This is a genomic window from Catalinimonas alkaloidigena (assembly GCF_029504655.1).
Taxonomy (GTDB): domain Bacteria; phylum Bacteroidota; class Bacteroidia; order Cytophagales; family Cyclobacteriaceae; genus Catalinimonas; species Catalinimonas alkaloidigena.
Window position 1 is genome coordinate 2,098,555 of record NZ_JAQFIL010000001.1, and the last position, 18,691, is coordinate 2,117,245.

Below are 18,691 nucleotides of genomic sequence, written 5' to 3' on the forward strand. Positions count from 1 at the left end.
CGAATGAATACAAAGAAAATATTAATTCTCGTTGATTTTAGCGAAGTTTCCATGTCATTGATGCGGTATGGCCTGGCCCTGTCCCGGCATCTTGGCGCTGAAGTATGGATACAATACGTATATTACATTCCCCCCAATTTTGCGGGCGAAGTTTACATACCGGTGGATGCATTAGAGAATTATAAGAAAAAAGTGCATAAACAGTTTGAAAATCTCCGCAAGGAACACGCTGAGTTTAAAAATGTGAATTTTGTCATGAACTACGGTGATTTGCTTACTGAAACCAACCGCCTGATAGAGCAGGAAGATATTGGTCTGGTGGTCATGGGAAAAAAGGGAGGAGGCTTTCTGACCAATGTCCTGGGAAGTAATACCCTAAAGATGATTGAACATGCCCGTTGTCCGGTATTGTCGGTACCCGAAGATATTGAATTTGAAGTCTTTCACCATCTTGCCCTTGCTATTGATTTAAAGGATACCAAGAGTGAAATTTTTCATTTTCTGGTAGATTTCGCCCAGGCTTTTTCTTCAAAGGTAGATATCATCCATGTGAGTGAAGCACCGGTGGCCATAGACGCGACCAAGCTACAGCCTGCTATTGAAACGGCTTTTAGCGATGTGCCCCACCAGTTTTTTCACATTCACGCGGTAGATGTAGAAAAAAGCATTGAAAAGCATATGGTAGGCAACAGTGTGGATTTACTGGTACTGCTGCCCAGGTCACACTCCTTTTTTGACAGATTATTTCAGAAGCGGATTACACGGCAGGCAGCATTTCAGAGCAAAGTGCCTCTTTTGAGCATTCATATATGAGTACAGCAGGTTACTTAATAGCATACTGTAAGATGGAAGATAAGATCGTTTACGCGAATAGCTTCACCACAAGGTATAGATGCAATATCGTAAAACCATGGCCTATCAGCATGTTCACTCCGCTGAAGGTAAGTGGCTGTTCAAGTTTTAATTAGGTAGTGCGCCCATAGGTTTATCGGTGCAATATTAAGCTGATATCATGATCCAGAAACACATCAATGCGTTGATGAGCACTTTTCTTTCGGAAAAGCAACCGCAGCATTTTTATCAGAACTTTTCTCACTTTCCTAACCTAAAGATTTTCGCCAAAAACGATGTGATTTTTAGAGAAGGAGAAGAGGCCAGATCTTCCTTTTTGCTGTGCAAAGGAGAAGTGTTTATAGTGAAACAAAAGCAAGGCGATCAGTATAGACTTATAGAAACATTAAATAGCCGGGAAATCCTGGGCTTACCTCCGATTTTGTCAAATGATGCATATACCTCTACGGCCATCGTTAAAAGCAAGGCTTACACTTTTAAAGTGCTGAAAGAAGAATTAACCCAATTTTTAGCAGAATACCCTATGTATCATCTTAAGCTGGCCAAATGCTTAAGCAAAAAAATCCTTCATTATGAGCGTATGATAGTAAGCTGATCTTTTTTTTATATCTTACTATTACATACAGCCCGAAAGACAAATGGAAAAATTTTCCTCACATAAGAAACTTCTCAATGCCTTATTTCAGTCTGCTTCAGAAGGGATTATCGTGGTGGATGAATGGGGTGACATTGTAATGGCAAATCCTACCTGCCTGCAAATGTTTGGATATACAGACACTGAGTTGATTGGTAAACCTTTAGAAATTTTAATTTCTGCAGAGCTTAAGCATGTACATTCCAGGCATAGAACGGGCTTTTTCAAGGAGCCCAAAAACAGGCCTATGGGAGAAGGAAGAATGCTACATGGCGAAAGCGCTGCCGGAAATATTTTCCCGGTAGAGGTAAGTCTGAGTCATATGGAGGTTGAAGGTGAAAAATTTGCCATTGGCTTTGTCGTAGACATCAGCGAGCGCAAAAAATCTGAATTGGCCCTGCAACAGGAAAAGGCAGTTGCTCAACGGTACCTGGATGTGGCGGCCTCCATTTTTTTGGTACTGGATACAGCAGGTAAAGTAGTGCAGATCAATCGCAAGGGCACACAGATCATGGGCTATAGTGAAGGTGAGATGAGAGGGAAAGAGTGGTTTGAGCATTTTTTGCCCGATACTGAAAAAGAAAGAGTGCGAGAAGTATTCAATAAATTGATTCATGAAAATCTGATGGTAGTAGAAAACTTTGTAAATCCGGTATTGACAAGAGACAGAGGAGAGAGGTTGATTGAGTGGCAAAACGCGCTGATACAGGATGAACAAGGCCGTGCTGTAACAATATTGAGTTCAGGAGTAGATATTACCGAAAAAAGGAAGGCTGAAAAAGATCTCATGCAAGCTTTGATTGAAGGACAGGAGGTGGAAAGAGAACGCATAGCCAAAGAACTGCATGATGGCCTAGGTCAGTCACTCACAGCCATGCGATTGAACCTGAATGCACTTGATATCCACTGTACAGAAGTGGGGCCGGATGCAAGGGCGTTATTTGAACAGCTCAAAATATTGGTATACAACACAACGCAGGATGTAAAGTCCATCGCGAAAAATCTGATGCCGGGCGTACTCAGGAATTCGGGACTGGTAGAGGGTCTGACATATCTGTGTAATTCCCTCAGCGACTTAAATGCGGTCAAAGTATACTTCCAGGCTTACCAAATGGACAAAAAGCTTGATAGCACACAAAGCATAGGCCTGTACAGGATCGCACAGGAGTTGCTCAACAATGCACTGAAACATGGTAAAGCTTCAGAGATCAATGTGCAACTGATAGGACACCAGAATAGTATCGTGTTAATGGTAGAGGACAATGGAGTAGGTTTTGAAAAAAATACTTCTTCAAAGGGGAATGGATTGGGTTTAAAGAATATTGAAACCCGGGTTAATGCTTTGAATGGCTGCTCATTGATAGACACTCATGCCAGTAAGGGCACATCAGTTACAGTAGAAATTCCGCTTTAAGAAATGAAAAAGTTATGGATAAAATCAAGATACTGCTTGTAGATGATCACAAAATGATCAGAGATGGCATCAGAGCATCATTGGCAGGGACTGCTGATATCAGTGTGGTAGAAGAAGCTGCTTCAGCCCGAGAAGCCTTGAAAAAAATTGCGCAACATCCCTCCATTGATGTAGTGGTTATGGATATTAGCCTGGGGGAGGGTGAAGATGGAATTAGCGTAACCAAGACAATTACGGAAAAATATCAGGGCGTAAATATCCTTGCCATGTCCATGCACGACGAGGAGACGCATGTAATCAAAATGCTACAGGCAGGGGCTATTGGTTATATGCTCAAAGATCAGGGAATGAGTGATCTGGTAGAAGCCATCAGAACAGTTGCTGGTGGTGAGAGTTTTTTCAGCAAAGATGTATCTGAATTATTGATGAGCCATTTTGTGCGCAAAAAGACAAAGCCCAATGCAAAAAAAGATATGGTAAACCTTACCAGGAGAGAGATAGAAGTACTAAAAAAGATCGCGGAAGAATATACAAATCAGGAGATTGCCGAAGCGTTGTTTATTAGTCCCAGAACGGTTGATACCCACAGAAGAAATCTGATACTCAAACTCAACGTAAAAAATACGGCTGGCCTCGTAAAGTACGCGATCAGCCAACAATTAATAGATATGTAAATATTGTTTTTCAGTCAAGCTTTGTTGTGCATGGACGCAGGAGGCTTTTTCTTAGGATGTGAAGTTTTTCCGTGATTGTATTTCTTAAGGTCCTGCGTAGTGCCCAGCAGTATGGCAAGTGCCCGTAACTGACTTACCTTTTCAGCAAGCAGTTTGAGTATCGCCAGAAACGGAATAAAAAGTATCATGCCACTTGCTCCCCAGAGAATTCCTCCGGCCACGATGGCTACCATAGTTACAAATGTATTGATGCGTAGTTTAAAGCTAACCGCCACCGGAAAGATAATGTTAGCTTCCAGAATCTGTACGATGACAAACACCACGATTACACCGATGGGATATAATACAGAATCATAGGTAAGCCAGGCAACAGTAATAGGAAGCAAAGCCCCCACAGTAATACCTACATATGGAATAAAAGTAAGAATGGAGGCTACAAACCCAAAGAAAAATGCCTGAGGTATGCCTATCAGCATAAGGCCTATACTATTCAACAGGCCAACGATCAAATACACCAGGGTCATTCCTTTGATGAAAGAAAAATAGGTTTGCAGTACTTCTTTGAGCACACTTTGGTAGTCTACTTTCCAGCGCTTGGGGATGATCCGTAAAACAAAAGCTACCAGCAGGTCACGGTAGTAGAGTATGAGCCCGCTAAAGACGGGTACCAGTAGTACTAATAAAGTAGATACAGAGGTATTAAGTAATGTTTTAGGTAGTTGTTGCAAAATACTTTGAGAAGCAGTAGTGAAGAAGTTACGCCACCAGTCCTGGTCCAGGGCAAAAAACTCCTCTGTGGTGACTAACAGCCTATCTAGTTGAACCCTTATTTTTCCCGATAGCTCGGGCCATTGTTCCAGAAATCCATAAAACTGCTGTACCAGCAATGCCAGTAACAATGAGAGCAGAATACAAAAAATGATCATTACAATGGTGATGGATAAAAACCGAGGTACCCGGTGGTTCTCCAACCAGTGACACGAAGGATATAGCACAAAACTAAGCAACATGGCAAAGCTTAAGGTGACCCAAAGCGCCTGCCCTACATACAGGATGACTGCTGCGAAAAATGTTATTTGAAGGATTTTTAATGATTGGTTCATTCTTATGTATCCATACCTATTAAATATAAACAAAAGCATTGAAAATGGAATGACTTATATCATCTCCGTTGCTAATTCATATCATCGTTTTAGCTGATGCAAGTGCTTAGATTGTTTCTTTAACATTCTGTGAATATGAAGAAAAAAGATACTTTACTTAATACGGCATTAGCGCAGCTTGCTAATCTCTACCAGGCAGAACTGCTGATACGGGATTTCTTAAAAGTACTTCAACATTATGCCAGCACTGATGATCTCAAATGGCAAATTTTTGGACAGCGACACCAGGTTGAAGCCAGGAATAAACGGCTTAGGGTGTTGCTTGCTTCTTTTGATCACCAAAAAAATTCAGCCAGTGGTGAGGAGGTTCATGGAATACTCCGCCATGGTTTGAAAATGATCAAACAGTTCCCACATGATGAAGACAAAGATCTGCCTGTCATTCATGTTTTAATGTTGGTTCATCATTATATGAGGTCTGCTTACAGCATCCTGGGAAGCTATTTTCTAAAATGTGGATATCCTATGGAAGCAAAGCAGGTGCAGAAATATGCCCGGGAAGAGGAAAGTGCGATTGAAGAAGATATGCGTGTACACGAGGCGATTCTACTTGATTAGCCCTTAGGTTTGAAGACTTCCAGTCAAAAGTTTAATGCTATGAAAAATATACTTATACCTACCGATTTTTCTGATTGCGCAAATGAAGCAGCGAAGGTTGCTATTAAACTTGCCGCTCAGAGTGGTGCGACACTGCGCTTTATACATCTTATGGAAACACCTTTCAACTGGCTGAGCCAGGGGGTGGATCTGGAGAAAAGGTATCCTGATGTGAGTAAGAAAGTGAGGCTTGCAAGAAACGAATTGAATAAACTGCTAGATCAGGCAGAAAAATCTTCAGTATTAGCCAAAGTAGACATAGAATACAATCAGGATTATTCTATGATCATAAAATATATTGAGATGCATGCGATTGATCTGGTCGTAATGGGCTCTCATGGGGTTAAAGGTATCAAGGAATTATTCATTGGGTCCAATACGCAGAAAATTGTGCGCCTTTCTCCCGTTCCGGTTTTGGTGATCAAACATGCTCAGCAGTCGTCTGAACTGAAACGGATTGTATTTGTCTACGACTTTGAAGAAACAGCCCATCAACATTTTCTGACCCTGGCGGATTTCGCAGCGCTTGTGGGAGCTGAAGTTGATCTGTTATTTATCAATACACCTCTTAATTTTAAAGAAAGCAAAGAGATAGAGCTTAAGCTGGAAGAGTATGCCCAGCTTAAACCCTCACAGATCGGAAATAAACGTGTTTACAATAGCTTCAGCTTTGAGAAAGGGCTGCTGGCATACTGTGCGGAAAATAGTGTGGATATGGTGGCTATGCTTACTCACGGACGAAAAGGCATTAACCGGCTGATGAACAGCAGCATTACCGAAAGAGTAATTAACCACATTAATATTCCGGTTTGGAGTTTCAATATCCAATCCGCTCATAGTTAGAAGTTACTTAGAAGTAAGCGCTGTTCAGAAATTGATGACAGGCTTGCTCATTGATCATACCAAATAGTAAGAAAATGAAACGTGTAAATAAAAAAGTTGCCCTGGTAACCGGTGGCGCATCAGGATTGGGCCGTTCCAGCGCTATCCTTCTTGCCAGAGAAGGTGCCAGGGTTGTGATAAGCGACCTTGATGATGCTGAGGGTCATAAGGTGGTGAAGCAAATACAGGAAGAAGGGGGGGAGGCAATTTTTTTTAAACAGGATGTAGCCTCCGAAGCCTCGTGGAAAGATATTATGAACGCAATCACCAGTACCTACGGTAAGCTGCACATTGTGGCCAATTCAGCCGGTATAGGAGTGGGGGGTAATGTTGAAGAGGTGAGCCTGGAAGACTGGAAAAGACTGATGAGCATCAACCTTGACGGTGTGTTTTTAGGTACCAAATATGGTATCCAAGCCATGAGAAAGCATGGGGAAGGTGGATCTATCATCAATTTTTCATCTATTGAAGGTATTATCGGTGACCCTAATTTACCGGCTTACAATGCCAGTAAAGGGGGAGTTACTTTATTCTCCAAGTCCGCAGCGCTTCACTGCGCCAAAGCGGGCTACCGCATTCGTGTCAATACTATTCATCCCGGCTATATCTGGACCCCTATGGTAGAAAATTACCTGAAAGCTCAGGGAAGTGTGGAAGAAGGGCGTAAGTTTCTTGACAGCCTGCATCCGGTAGGCCATGTAGGGGAACCGGATGACATCGGCTACGGCGTAGTTTATCTTGCCTCAGATGAATCAAAATTTGTCACTGGGTCAGCGCTGGTGATTGACGGCGGTTATACTGCGCAATAAGTAAATTGATATGGGAAAGCTTATAAAATATTTTAGAGAGATTGACCTGGACTGCCTTTCCGAGGTAGGTGGAAAAAATGCTTCCCTGGGTGAAATGTACCAAAAATTAAGTCCGAAGGGAATAGCCGTTCCCGATGGATTTGCTACAACATCAGAAGCATACTGGTATTTTATCAAAGAAAACCATCTTCAGGAACAAATCGCAGAGCTTCTAAGTGAATTAGATCATAAGACCTATTCAAACCTAAGCTTTATTGGTAAACAAATTCGCACTACGATACTGAGCGTCGGCATCCCCTCTATGCTTGAAAAGGAGATAAGGGATGGTTATGATTACCTGACCCAAAAATACGGAGCTGATGTTTCCTTCGCGGTAAGGAGTAGCGCTACGGCTGAAGATTTGCCGGAAGCGAGTTTTGCCGGACAGCAGGAATCTTACCTTAATGTAAAAGGATATGAAGCTTTGACCGATGCCTGCCAAAAATGTTATGCTTCCCTATATACAGACCGTGCCATCAAATACCGTGAGGATAACGGCTTTGCCCACGATCAGGTGGCCTTATCTGTGGGAGTACAACTGATGGTACGTGCTGATAAGTCGGCCTCCGGAGTGAATTTCACCCTGGACCCTGACTCAGGATTCCAAGAGCTTGTATTGGTAAGCGGTGCATGGGGGCTGGGTGAGAACATTGTGCAGGGCACAATTAACCCCGATGAATTTTATGTGTTTAAGCCCAGCCTGAAAAAGGGAAAGCAGCCTATTATTTCACGGAAACTAGGTAGTAAAGCTAAGACAATGGTCTACGCAAAAGGGGGAAATGGTACGGTCAACCTCTCTACTCCACCAGAAAAGCGGGAGCAGTTCGTGCTTAGTGATGCGGAAGTAATTACCCTGGCCCAATGGTCAGTTCAAATTGAGGAGCATTATGGCAGGCCCATGGACATTGAATGGGCAAAAGATGGGGTAAACGGTAAACTTTTTATCGTGCAGGCCAGACCGGAAACTGTTTTCAGCAGAGATAAGCATCTGAAGATAACTACCTATAAGCTCAAGCAAAAAGGAAAAGAACTTTGTCGCGGAATAGGACTGGGCGATAAGATAGCTGCTGGCAAGGCAAAGATACTGCATTCTCCCGCTGAAATTGACAAACTTCAGGAAGGAGAAATCCTGGTCACCAGTAAAACAAATCCCGATTGGGACCCGATACTGAAAAAGGCAGCAGGGATCATCACAGATCAGGGAGGGCGTACCAGTCATGCGGCCATTGTGGCTCGTGAAGTAGGTGCGGTAGCCGTAGTAGGAAGTGGCAACGCAACCCAGGTAATCAGGGAAGGGCAGCAAGTTACCATATCATGTGCAGAGGGTGAAACAGGGGTTATCTATGAAGGTAAACTGGAATGGGAAGAGCATGAGACTTTGATTGATGATATTGAGCTACCCCAAACCCAGGCCATGATGATACTCGGTGACCCGGATCAGGCTTTCCGTCTGTCATTTTATCCTAACCACGGTATCGGCCTCATGAGGCTGGAGTTTATCATCAACAATGCGATACAGATTCATCCGATGGCGCTGATTCAGTTTGACAAAGTGCGGGATCCTAAGGTAAGAGAAAAGATAGAAAAGCTTACGCATCATTATCCTGATAAGGCGGAATACTTTGTGCGCAGGCTTGCGGAGGCAGTGGCTGTCATTGCGGCAGCTTTCTCTCCAAAGGATGTCATTGTACGTATGTCTGACTTCAAATCAAATGAATATGCTAACCTGATTGGCGGGCAATATTTTGAGCAGCAGGAGACAAACCCCATGCTGGGATTCAGGGGAGCTTCGCGCTACTACCACCCTAACTACCAGCCTGGATTTGAACTGGAGTGCCAGGCCCTGAAAATGGTGAGGGAAAATATGGGCTTAGAAAATGTCAAGGTGATGATACCATTCTGTCGCTCTTTAGAGGAAGCAGAAAAAGTGATTGCGGTGATGGAAAGTCAGGGCTTGAAGAGGGGTGAGTTCGGACTTGAGCTGTATATGATGACAGAGATCCCAAGTAATGTGATACTGGCTGAAGAATTTGCGCACTACTTTGATGGCTTTTCTATCGGTTCCAATGATCTTACCCAACTTACGCTGGGCATAGACCGGGATTCTGATCTGCTGAGTGGCATGTTCAGTGCCAGTGACCCTGCGGTAAAGAAAATGATCAGTATGGTCATAACTTCAGCGCATAAAACCAAAACCAAGATTGGCTTATGCGGGCAGGCACCCAGCGATGACCCTACTTTTGCCCAGTTTCTGGTAGATGCAGGTATTCATAGTATTTCTTTCAATCCGGACGCGCTGATCAATGGGGTCAAAAACATGTTAGAGGCAGAAAAGAAACATAAACGATAAGCGATATATGAGCGCCTGGTTTATAAACAATTAAATATCCACTGTATCATGAGACAGATCATACGCATACTTTTCCTTTTGATTATCTTGCTGGTAATCATTGCCTTTATCTACATATATTCATGATAAAACATTATCTGTCTAGCATGTAGGAGGGGAAAATATTGGAAGCAACGCTTGGCAACAAATGAAATGCCTCCACTTCTGATAATGCTTACCCATTTATTTTTTTCTAGTTTTATGCTTGCGAAGACTCATTGTAAGAATGGGAAATTTCGCGTGATTAACGATGTCTTCCGCCAAACTCCCTTCCAGCAGGTGTAATATTCCACGCCTTCCATGCGTAGCCAATGCTATGAGTTCCGCTCCTTTTTGTTTGGCAAAATGGATGATACCTTCTTCCTCCCCGATATCACTGAAAGTATTGAGCGTATAATCTTTCAAATGATGGTCTTTGGCAAACTTCTGCAGCATATCCATCACATAGGGGTCATCCAGAAAATTACTGATCGTGTTTATTCTAACCACATGCAACTGGGCTTCAAAAGCAGTCTGAAGCTTACTCAGCGCTTTCGTAACTACACTTTCTTCGTCCAACAAAGCAGTCGCATAAACGATGTTTTTGATTTTGGAAAGGTCAACTTTGTCTTTAATTACCAGCACCGGGCAGTGGGCAAAACGAACCATTCGCTCAGCATTAGACCCCAACAAAATCTCCTTGCTGCCACTGGCCCCTTTGGAGCCCATGACTACCAAATCTGCTTCTTTTGCCAGTAATGCATTATTGATGCTGCGGTAGGGGTTTCCTACCCTGACTTCGTAAGTAATCGTTAGTCCATCCTGCTGTTTAGCAGCGGCCACTTCTCGTAAATGCTCTTCGCTTTCACGCTTTATTTTACGCAAGTATTCTACAGGTAAAACTGCTACATGGGTGACGACCGTCTCTTCATCTGTCATCGGAAATTCAAGTACATATACCAGATGAATAGTAGCGCCAAGTTTTCCTGAGAGCTGACAGGCTGCATCTAAGGCGTTGGCTGCCTGAGGAGAAAAATCAGTGGGGACGAGGATGGTTCTCATGATGATAAATGTTAAGAGATCAGAAACTTTTTCGGCTGGGCCTGATGGCCATGCTTGGCAACGATTTGTTGGACTGTAGCATCGTTTACTTCCTCATCAGAATAAATGGTCATTTCACAGGGTGTGACCTGATTGTTAAAGCTTACATCTTCTACCTCTTCAAGCGTGAGCAAGTCTGACTTGATGCTTTCAAAAGTCATTAAGGCGTTGAGGTTGATGGTAAAAACTTTTTCGTACTTTCCGGGAATATCAGGATTAGTTTTCATAGCTATTTTGAATGATGAAGTGAAATTAATGGAACAGAGGTTTGTGAAGCCAGATATTTACTTACACTCTTATGAAATATGCTTTCCAGGCCGCTATGCTTACGCGGAATAATGGCCAGTAAGTCTACCTCATGTTCTTGTAAATAATGGTTTAAGCCCTGTGCCGGGTCCTGATCTTCGGGAAATTCGTAAGTATGAGGTACATCATGAAAGAAGTGTTCCAGACTCAGCGCTTCCTCCGCATGCGCGATACCAATTTTAGAGGGCTGGGGATGTACATGTATTACCTTTAATTCAGCCTTCCATAACTTGAGCAGTTCTTTAAAGAAAAGCAATGAAGGGTGATCCTCATCAGATTGTTTCAGGTCAGTGGCAAAGGCTACCAGATGGGGCATCGGTTTTATGGTAGCTTGAGGTATTGCTAATACAGGGCAGGGCAGATGTTTCATCATTTCTAATGTGGTACTACCCAGCCAGTTAGACAACGACTCATCTATTCCATGTTTTCCCATGACTACCAACTGAATGTCTTTTTCTTTGACAATTTGTCGGATACCATCATTCGGCAAAGCCATCTTGGTGATCAAACGAAAATGTAGAGACTGAATCTCGGGGATCTTACTAATCATGTGCTGAATTTTGTTTTGCACATGTACTTCCTCTCTTTCCAACATGGCATTATCAATAAAAAAGGTAGCATCCCCCCCAATGGGCAGATGAAAAGCATGAAAAACAATAAGCTCAGGGCTTTCATCCCTGCCTGCCTTCCACTGATGGGCAAGTTTGACCGCATAACGCAGCGCCTCAAAAGCATCAGCTGAGAAATCAATGGGTGTTAAAATTTTCATAGCCTTGGTTTTTTTTAGTCTTAATCAAGTCATTAATCACTACTTAAACAATGATACAAGTCACCTCTGAATATGACTTTTAACAATCATGTAGTATTTGGTAAGCTATAACTTTAGGCATGACAAGCTATGTTGACATTTGGCAATTACTGGCTGGATTGGGCCTGTTTCTTTTCGCCATGCAGCAGTTAGAAGAAGCTCTTTCTGCGCTTGCGGGCAGGTCGTTCAAAATTTTTCTCAAAACCAGCACCAAGCACCCGCTGAAGGGTCTGTTTAGCGGAGTAATACTAACAGCGGTACTTCAGAGCAGTTCGGCAGTTTCACTCTTGTTACTGGCATTTGTAGGGGCAGGAATATTGAGTATGAATCAGGCTTTACCTGTTATTTTTGGCTCAAATTTAGGGACAACAGCTACAGGATGGCTGGTTGTCAGCCTGGGGTTTAAATTACCGGTAGAGGATATTGCATTACCCTTGATTGGTTTGGGTGGCATTGTACTGTTTTTTTTCCGCAACCAATCCGCTTACTTTAATAGCGGCAGGTTTTTACTAAGCTTTGGTGTCATTTTCTTAGGCCTGGAAATGATGAAGGTAAGCGTTGAAGTATTGGCACAAAACCTCAACTTGTCAGCCTTTGCTCAGTATGGTCACCTTGTATTTTTATTTGTAGGGGCGCTACTTACTGCCTTGATTCAATCCAGTTCAGCTACCATGGTGATAGCGCTGAGTGTACTTCATACGGGTTTACTTCCACTTTCTGCTGCCATGGCCATTGTAATCGGCTCAAATGTGGGCACGACCACTACTGTTTTTCTGGGATCTCTGGGAGGTGTGCCCGCAAAAAAACAGGTAGCTTTCGCCCACTTTCTGTTTAACCTCATTACTGCCGGCCTGGCATTACTGATATTAACCTATCTGCAGGTTCTGATTACTGATGTACTAAGCATAGAGGACCCGCTGGTAGCGCTGGTTATTTTTCATTCCTTTTTCAACCTCCTGGGGATACTGTTGTTTTTACCATTCACCCGTCCGCTAAGCCATTTCCTAGATAAAATATTTGTCGTCAAAAAAGTCAGTATCAATCAACATCTTCATCTGGTAACCGCAGAAGTACCGGAGGCTGCCATTGAAGCTTTACAAAAAGAAACATTTCGCTTGTTGAATATTGCTCTGTTCCTGAACCTTAAAGCTTTGAGAGTAACCAATGAAAAAATAAGTCATTACTTGGTAGAAAGTGAGCAAAGTCAGGCGGTGAGGATTCGTCGGCTTTCTTACCCCAAAGCCTATTTGCTGGTAAAACAACTGGAAGGAGAGATGCTGCGCTTTTACGCAGAAATCCAAAAGCAAACGCTTGATCCTGAAGAATCACAAAACCTGAGTAAACTCATGACAGTCATTCAGAATACGATGCACTCGGTGAAAGGCCTGAAAGATATAGCGCACAACATTTTGGAATTTGAAAGCAGAACATCTGAAGATTATCAGCACTTGCTGCATAATTTTCGCGATAGCACTCAGCAGTTCTATGAAGCACTTTCTGACCAGATACATGCAGAAGAGGGGAGAGCTACTTTTGAAGAACAGAGCAAGCTGATGGTGATGATACAGCAAAATTATGAGCAGCTGCTGGTTAAAATAAACGCAATTACAAATAGAAGAACATTGAACGAGGTAAGTATTTCAACCTTCTTTAATGTTAATCGGGAACTCTACTCATCGCATAAAGCAATACTGATGGGAGCAAGTGATATGATAAGCTTTCTCAGGGAAAGTGCCTTAGCTGAAAAAGATTTGTAGGAACTTAAATCTTAAACTCCTGATCCCTGGGAAGTGCAGCTCAATTTCTACGTAATTCTCGCAGATATCTGCGAGCGTTGCGTATTTCTGTAATTACGTCTTTTACGTCTGCCCTTTGTTTGAAATGATGGATATATTAAAGTACCATATTTTCATCAGCAAAAAACAACAGTGCCATGAACCCAATCTTGTCTACCCTCCCCCTCATGTATGAAACTACATTTACAAAGAGTGAAAATTTTCCCAGTATAGCTTTGTCTAAGCTTAAGAATCATTACGAGCTTACTGTGTATTCCAAAGGCCAGAAGATTTTTCATGAAGGCCATACTCCATTAGGGCTATATTATATTCAGGAAGGAAAAGTTAAACTCTACAAATACGGAAGTGATGGTAAAGTGCAAATTATTCGTATTGCCGGACAAAATGAATTTATTGGCTATACAGCATTGCTTAACCAAATGAAGTACCATATCACTGCTTCTGTAATTGAAGAAGCCACTATAGCCTTCATACCCAGCAAAGATTTTTTTGATATCATGGGCACCGACACTTCAATCGTCGGCTATTTTACCCAACTATTGTGTAATGACCTGGTGAATGTGGAGAAAAGGCTGGTAGCACAAGCTTATCAGCCGGTGCGGGGTAGGCTGGCAGAAGCATTGCTATCACTGGATAACTTATATGAAAAAGAAGATAGTGATGAAGAAAGTTTTATCAAGATCAGTCGCAGCGACCTGGCAAGCTTATTAGGTACTGCCAAAGAAACGGTCATCCGACTACTTTCTGAGTTTAAGTCAGATCAGTTGATCACCACCAATGGACGAATCATATCAGTACTCAACCCAAAAGGACTGTTACGCATCAGTCATATGTACGACTGATTAAAGTAGAGTGCCACGTTTTCATACTATTCAATGTGATTACGCATTAAGAAGCGATCACTTTTTCCTTGGTTTTCTTTACTGAGGAAACCACATCTTCCAGTATCATGTACAGACAGGGCACGAGAATAAGAATGATGGAAGTCGCGAAAACGATTCCAAACCCTAGTGATATTGCCATAGGAATCAGGTTTCTGGCCTGGCGAGAAGTTTCCAGTATGATTGGAGTAAGGCCCCCGAAAGTTGTGAGCGTGGTAAGCATAATCGGTCTGAAGCGACGTATACCGGCTTCAAAAATAGCGTCAAACACCGACTCTTCTTTGCTTTTTTTATTCGCATAATCTACCATAATCAGGGAGTCGTTCACTACCACCCCGGATAGTGCGATCACACCCATCAAGCTCACCAGTGAAAGATCATAACCCAAAAGAATATGACCAATGACGGCACCCACAATACCAAAAGGTATGGCTATCATGACGATAAGGGGTTGTATATAATTGTTAAAAGCAATTGCCAGCAGGGCGTAAATGATCATCATCGCCAATGCGAAACCACCCCAGAGGGTCTGGGTTGACTCTCTCATATCCGCCTGGCTTCCCTCAAAACTCCAGGTGATGCCCGGATAATCAGCTCTCAGTTGAGGAAGTACTTCCTGATTCAGTGATTCCAACACCTGGGTCACCGCACTGGCAGGCTCGGCATCCATGCCCACGGTAACTACCCTGCGTCCATTTCTCCTATTGATAGACGTGAACGCTTCGCGCCTCTCTACGGTCACCACATCCAATAAAGGTACTTCGGTGCTGTCCGGTGTGCGAATCAAAAAGTCTTCCAGGTTATAGATATCTCTCCGTTCTGATAGGGGAAGCTTTACCCTTACCTCCACCTCGTTATTGCCTCTCAGTTGGCGCATGGCCAGGGCACCGAAGAAGGCATTCCTGATCTGTTGCCCTACCTCAGTGGAGGTCAACCCCAGGTTACGGCCTTCAGGCAGGAGTTTAAAGTCAAGCTGTATTTTTCCTTTGTTATAGTTATCATTGACATCACGGGTGTTTGTAAACCTCTTAACTTCCGCTACAAAAGCCTGGCTGGCTTTTTCCAGCACATTGATATCTGAATGGCTGAGGTCCACACTGATGTCCTGGGCGGCACCTCCCGGTCCACGCTCTGCTTCAAAGGTGATCTGATCAACCCCGGCGATGTCACCAATTTCGTCCCTCCAAAGCTCAATGACCTGCTGAGCTGTCATATCCCGCTGGTCGGGGGGCTTCATCACAATTTCTATATCAATAAAGTTTTGTCCTCTCACATTGGTTTTAACGCCCTCTGCCACTTTATAAAGCTGATGTTCTTCAAACATCTGAAGGGTAGATCGGGTGATCTGATGGGCTACTTCGGCGGCCTGTACAGGGGTAGTACTTACCGGAAGCCTCACCGCGCCTTCTATTTCATCGGCTGCTACTTCGGGCATCAGGATGATACCCATATGGTCACTGTAACCATAACCTCCTATCACCACCAGGAGCGTAACGGCAGAGCAGAGAGTAATGTATCGGTTGGCCAGACAAACCTTAAGCAGCGGACGGTAATATTTGTCTACATATTCTTCAAAGCGTGAAGAAAAGTACCGCTGCCAGCGTCCCAGGTATTTTCCTATTTTAAAACGGTCTTTTTTTACGCTATGGGCAAGGTGGGAGGGTAAGATAAATAAAGCTTCCAGCAATGAAACTGCAAGTACCATAATGACTACCGCGGGGAGTGGCCACCAGAATTTACCCGTGGTGCCGGGAAGGAAAAGCAGAGGGACAAAAGCAATAATAGTGGTAAGAATACTGAAAACCACCGGCTTGGCAATGTCGCGCGTTCCTTTGATGGCGGCATCCATAAAACTATAACCTTGTTGCCGGTATTCATAAATATTTTCGCCTACAACGATGGCATCATCAACTACGATACCCAGCACGACCAGAAAGCCAAACATGGAAATCATATTGATGCTTACCCCGATCAGCGGTAAGAGTACCATACCCCCGATAAAGGAAATTGCCATGCCCATCATCACCCAGAAGGCAAGTTTATATTCCAGAAAAAGGGTGAGAATAAAGAGTACGATTACGATGGCAAGCAGGCCATTCTCAGTAAGTAAGCCCAAACGCTCACGATAGTCTTCTGCCCGGTTGCCTTCAATACGGTACTGAACGCCGGGAGGGAGTGAACTTTCATAATCAGCTAAAATTTGCTTAACGGTTTCCTCTATGTCCAGCGGAGACTGATCGCCTATACGATAGATAGACAACTCTATGGAAGGTTGCTGGTTAAACTGAGAGTGAAAATTTGTCTCTTCAAAGCCATCCTTGATTGCAGCAATATCTCCCAATGTAACGGTAGCCCCGGATTCAGCGGAGATGATTTCAATCTTGCTAAACTCTTCAGCCCACTGCTTACGCTCCTTCATGCGCAGCAGTATTTCTCCGCTATTAGTGGATACATCTCCGGCAGGCACATCTTCGCTGGACTGACGAATGATATTAGCAACCTGTCCCAGCGTAATGTTGTATTCACGCAAGCGGTGACGCGGAATCTCTATATGAGTCACATATTCAGGTACATTTCCAAGCTCCACCTGGGTGATATTCTCCTCATTGAGCAGGCGGTCACGGAGACGCTCGCCCAGTTTTCTCAGCGTCCAGATATCAACCTCTCCGAACAGGCCAATTTCCATGACATCTCTCTGGTTGGCCTGCAGGCGAACTTCCGGTTCTTCTATTTCATCGGGAAAAGTGACGATCCTACTAATGGCCTGATCAATGTCCTGAAAGACGTTCATTCGCTCAGCACCGGCTACCAGTTCAATCATGACCTCCCCTGAACCTTCGTTGGCGGTAGAAACGATCTCTTTAATGCCCTGTATGCCTCTTACAGCTTCTTCTACCGGCATAAGAATTCCCTGTTCAACCTCAGCCGGAGCAGCGCCCGGGTATACTACGCTTACCTCCACCATGTCCAGCTGAAACTGGGGAAATACCTCTTTCTGAATATTAGACATGGTCCAGAAGCCTCCGCCCAATAAAATAAGCATCAGTAAGTTGGCGACCAATGAGTTTTGCGCCATGTAGGCGATAGGACCACTAAACTTTTTCTCGTCTTTCTGCTTTGCGTCTTCCATCTAATGCAACCCTCCTGATTGCGATTGAGCCTGATTTTCCATGGTAGTATCGGTATTCGTCTCTTGAACAGATTCGGTTCCTGAGTCTTCAAGTCTCAGGTCTACACCTTCCGATACCGTTGCAAGATTAGTCTTTACGACCTGCTCGTTCTCACGAATCCCATCCCGGATGTAAGCGTAATTAGCATCGCTGAAAAGAATGTCTACATCACGTATCTGGAGCTTGTCTTCCTCCATTACCCATACGGTTTCTTCATCCCGTACATAATCCCGGCTGAGCCGGATTACATCTTCTATCTGCTCGGCATCAATTTGTACTTCTACAAAAGCGTTGATCATCAGCGTAGGTAGTGAGTCATTCTGGTAGGCGAGTGGATCAGGAACAGAAATTAAAACACGCGCCAGGCGGGTCTGTCCTTCTAGTGCTCCTATAAGCCGGTAAAGGTAACCGGTACGGTATTCATTCTCTCCCCAGGCTTTGCGGTCTCTTATCTTTACCATTGAGCCTCTTTCGTCTCCTGAATCGGCAAAAGTAAGCCAGCGGAGGTTAGAAACGGGGACATTCGCGACAACCCAGTATTCAACCATGCCTACCAGGCGACCTAGGTTATCGCCCATAGCCACCTGTGAGCCTTCATTTACATTTCTGCTGAGGATGTGTGCATCAAAAGGGGCTCTGATTCTGGTCCTTTGTAAATTAAGCTCAGCCTGTTTTACAGAAGCACGGGCAGCTTCAACCCTTGCTTTTACAGCATTAAGCTGAGGTTCGCGCAGTACCAGATTTTTGTTCATTTCAGCCAGTTCCTCATCTACCAGTTGATAGCCTTTTTGTGCTACATCCTGACGTCCCATTTCTATGTTTAGCTCCGAAATGGCTTGTTGCAGATCACTTTCTCTCAGCTCAAGCGTATTCCGGTAATCAGCAGGGTCAATCTGAAGCAGCATTTCACCTTTGCGAACAAACCCACCGGGAGTAAAAGCAGGCGAACGGCTGATGATCTCTCCACTTACCCTGGGGCTAAGCGTGATATCTTTAGAGGGCTGTACTGTGCCCGTAGCTACAATATTAGGTTTGAATGTGCCTTTCCTAACTTTGGTTACCTCAACCAGCATGGCTGTCTCTTTGGTAGCGCCGCTGCGTTGCGCAGTAGGTTCTGTAAGGAAAATCAAGCTGGTTACGACTCCTCCAGATATCAAGATAATCAGACAGATGAGTAGTATTTTTTTGTTGCTCATT

Annotated in this window: 16 protein-coding genes; 10 read left to right on the forward strand and 6 right to left on the reverse strand. The window is 43.8% G+C overall.

The annotated features are described in order from the left end of the window. The first annotated feature begins 3 nt into the window (after nucleotides 1-3). The 4 genes from OKW21_RS08700 to OKW21_RS08715 all read left to right on the forward strand — a co-directional run bounded on the left by OKW21_RS08700 (nucleotide 4) and on the right by OKW21_RS08715 (nucleotide 3,574). The gene (locus tag OKW21_RS08700) at nucleotides 4-813 is read left to right on the forward strand and encodes a universal stress protein (protein WP_277479026.1); all 810 of its coding nucleotides are present in this window, start codon (nucleotides 4-6) and stop codon (nucleotides 811-813) included. A gap of 199 nt (nucleotides 814-1,012) precedes the next feature. After that, nucleotides 1,013-1,447, forward strand: coding sequence for a Crp/Fnr family transcriptional regulator (locus OKW21_RS08705; protein WP_277479027.1), 435 nt, complete (start codon nucleotides 1,013-1,015; stop codon nucleotides 1,445-1,447). Nucleotides 1,448-1,490: 43 nt separating this feature from the next. Further along, nucleotides 1,491-2,900, forward strand: coding sequence for a PAS domain-containing sensor histidine kinase (locus tag OKW21_RS08710; protein WP_277479028.1), 1,410 nt, complete (start codon nucleotides 1,491-1,493; stop codon nucleotides 2,898-2,900). A 14-nt stretch (nucleotides 2,901-2,914) separates the two neighbouring features. After that, nucleotides 2,915-3,574: a response regulator gene (locus OKW21_RS08715; RefSeq protein WP_277479029.1), complete on the forward strand. Its 660-nt coding sequence runs from the start codon at nucleotides 2,915-2,917 to the stop codon at nucleotides 3,572-3,574. A gap of 14 nt (nucleotides 3,575-3,588) precedes the next feature. Here the strand turns inward: OKW21_RS08715 and OKW21_RS08720 are convergent, their stop codons facing one another. Then, on the reverse strand, nucleotides 3,589-4,677 hold the full coding sequence (locus OKW21_RS08720; protein ID WP_277479030.1) for an AI-2E family transporter: 1,089 nt from the start codon (nucleotides 4,675-4,677) through the stop codon (nucleotides 3,589-3,591). A gap of 135 nt (nucleotides 4,678-4,812) precedes the next feature. On the opposite strand from OKW21_RS08720, the gene OKW21_RS08725 reads away from it, so the two are divergent. The 4 genes from OKW21_RS08725 (at nucleotide 4,813) to ppsA (ending at nucleotide 9,414) form a co-directional block, all read left to right on the forward strand. Next, on the forward strand, nucleotides 4,813-5,295 hold the full coding sequence (locus OKW21_RS08725) for a DUF892 family protein (RefSeq protein WP_277479031.1): 483 nt from the start codon (nucleotides 4,813-4,815) through the stop codon (nucleotides 5,293-5,295). 39 nt (nucleotides 5,296-5,334) lie between these two features. Next, entirely contained in the window at nucleotides 5,335-6,177 is an 843-nt protein-coding gene (locus OKW21_RS08730; protein WP_277479032.1) for a universal stress protein, read from the forward strand. 74 nt (nucleotides 6,178-6,251) lie between these two features. Next, nucleotides 6,252-7,025, forward strand: a complete 774-nt coding sequence (locus OKW21_RS08735; RefSeq protein WP_277479033.1) for an SDR family oxidoreductase — start codon at nucleotides 6,252-6,254, stop codon at nucleotides 7,023-7,025. A 10-nt stretch (nucleotides 7,026-7,035) separates the two neighbouring features. Further along, on the forward strand, nucleotides 7,036-9,414 hold the full coding sequence (ppsA, locus tag OKW21_RS08740; RefSeq protein WP_277479034.1) for a phosphoenolpyruvate synthase: 2,379 nt from the start codon (nucleotides 7,036-7,038) through the stop codon (nucleotides 9,412-9,414). 222 nt (nucleotides 9,415-9,636) lie between these two features. Here the strand turns inward: ppsA and OKW21_RS08745 are convergent, their stop codons facing one another. From OKW21_RS08745 to OKW21_RS08755, 3 genes are read right to left on the reverse strand one after another with little or no spacing between them, the layout of a single operon-like run. Beyond that, nucleotides 9,637-10,494, reverse strand: a complete 858-nt coding sequence (locus tag OKW21_RS08745) for a universal stress protein (protein ID WP_277479035.1) — start codon at nucleotides 10,492-10,494, stop codon at nucleotides 9,637-9,639. A gap of 11 nt (nucleotides 10,495-10,505) precedes the next feature. Beyond that, entirely contained in the window at nucleotides 10,506-10,760 is a 255-nt protein-coding gene (locus tag OKW21_RS08750) for a hypothetical protein (protein WP_277479036.1), read from the reverse strand. A gap of 2 nt (nucleotides 10,761-10,762) precedes the next feature. After that, nucleotides 10,763-11,608 (reverse strand): universal stress protein, encoded by an 846-nt coding sequence (locus tag OKW21_RS08755; protein ID WP_277479037.1) that lies wholly within the window; start codon nucleotides 11,606-11,608, stop codon nucleotides 10,763-10,765. A gap of 119 nt (nucleotides 11,609-11,727) precedes the next feature. On the opposite strand from OKW21_RS08755, the gene OKW21_RS08760 reads away from it, so the two are divergent. Both OKW21_RS08760 and OKW21_RS08765 read left to right on the forward strand, forming a co-directional pair. Beyond that, complete coding sequence (locus OKW21_RS08760) at nucleotides 11,728-13,404, forward strand: Na/Pi cotransporter family protein (RefSeq protein WP_277479038.1); 1,677 nt, start codon at nucleotides 11,728-11,730, stop codon at nucleotides 13,402-13,404. Between the two features lie 176 nt (nucleotides 13,405-13,580). Next, on the forward strand, nucleotides 13,581-14,285 hold the full coding sequence (locus OKW21_RS08765; protein WP_277479039.1) for a Crp/Fnr family transcriptional regulator: 705 nt from the start codon (nucleotides 13,581-13,583) through the stop codon (nucleotides 14,283-14,285). A gap of 46 nt (nucleotides 14,286-14,331) precedes the next feature. Here OKW21_RS08765 and OKW21_RS08770 read toward each other — a convergent pair whose 3' ends face one another. After that, complete coding sequence (locus OKW21_RS08770) at nucleotides 14,332-17,454, reverse strand: efflux RND transporter permease subunit (protein WP_277479040.1); 3,123 nt, start codon at nucleotides 17,452-17,454, stop codon at nucleotides 14,332-14,334. Next, on the reverse strand, nucleotides 17,455-18,690 hold the full coding sequence (locus tag OKW21_RS08775) for an efflux RND transporter periplasmic adaptor subunit (RefSeq protein ID WP_277479041.1): 1,236 nt from the start codon (nucleotides 18,688-18,690) through the stop codon (nucleotides 17,455-17,457). Between the last annotated feature and the right edge of the window lies 1 nt (nucleotide 18,691).

What these genes read in the sequence shown, in the direction of transcription:
- OKW21_RS08770 (WP_277479040.1), bottom strand. Translation starts at nt 17,454, where the DNA reads ATGGAAGACGCAAAGCAGAAAGACGAGAAAAAGTTTAGTGGTCCTATC.
- OKW21_RS08700 (WP_277479026.1), top strand. Translation starts at nt 4, where the DNA reads ATGAATACAAAGAAAATATTAATTCTCGTTGATTTTAGCGAAGTTTCC.
- OKW21_RS08750 (WP_277479036.1), bottom strand. Translation starts at nt 10,760, where the DNA reads ATGAAAACTAATCCTGATATTCCCGGAAAGTACGAAAAAGTTTTTACC.
- OKW21_RS08715 (WP_277479029.1), top strand. Translation starts at nt 2,915, where the DNA reads ATGGATAAAATCAAGATACTGCTTGTAGATGATCACAAAATGATCAGA.
- OKW21_RS08760 (WP_277479038.1), top strand. Translation starts at nt 11,728, where the DNA reads ATGACAAGCTATGTTGACATTTGGCAATTACTGGCTGGATTGGGCCTG.
- OKW21_RS08755 (WP_277479037.1), bottom strand. Translation starts at nt 11,608, where the DNA reads ATGAAAATTTTAACACCCATTGATTTCTCAGCTGATGCTTTTGAGGCG.
- OKW21_RS08765 (WP_277479039.1), top strand. Translation starts at nt 13,581, where the DNA reads ATGAACCCAATCTTGTCTACCCTCCCCCTCATGTATGAAACTACATTT.
- OKW21_RS08710 (WP_277479028.1), top strand. Translation starts at nt 1,491, where the DNA reads ATGGAAAAATTTTCCTCACATAAGAAACTTCTCAATGCCTTATTTCAG.
- OKW21_RS08720 (WP_277479030.1), bottom strand. Translation starts at nt 4,677, where the DNA reads ATGAACCAATCATTAAAAATCCTTCAAATAACATTTTTCGCAGCAGTC.
- OKW21_RS08705 (WP_277479027.1), top strand. Translation starts at nt 1,013, where the DNA reads ATGATCCAGAAACACATCAATGCGTTGATGAGCACTTTTCTTTCGGAA.
- ppsA (WP_277479034.1), top strand. Translation starts at nt 7,036, where the DNA reads ATGGGAAAGCTTATAAAATATTTTAGAGAGATTGACCTGGACTGCCTT.
- OKW21_RS08775 (WP_277479041.1), bottom strand. Translation starts at nt 18,690, where the DNA reads ATGAGCAACAAAAAAATACTACTCATCTGTCTGATTATCTTGATATCT.
- OKW21_RS08735 (WP_277479033.1), top strand. Translation starts at nt 6,252, where the DNA reads ATGAAACGTGTAAATAAAAAAGTTGCCCTGGTAACCGGTGGCGCATCA.
- OKW21_RS08730 (WP_277479032.1), top strand. Translation starts at nt 5,335, where the DNA reads ATGAAAAATATACTTATACCTACCGATTTTTCTGATTGCGCAAATGAA.
- OKW21_RS08725 (WP_277479031.1), top strand. Translation starts at nt 4,813, where the DNA reads ATGAAGAAAAAAGATACTTTACTTAATACGGCATTAGCGCAGCTTGCT.
- OKW21_RS08745 (WP_277479035.1), bottom strand. Translation starts at nt 10,494, where the DNA reads ATGAGAACCATCCTCGTCCCCACTGATTTTTCTCCTCAGGCAGCCAAC.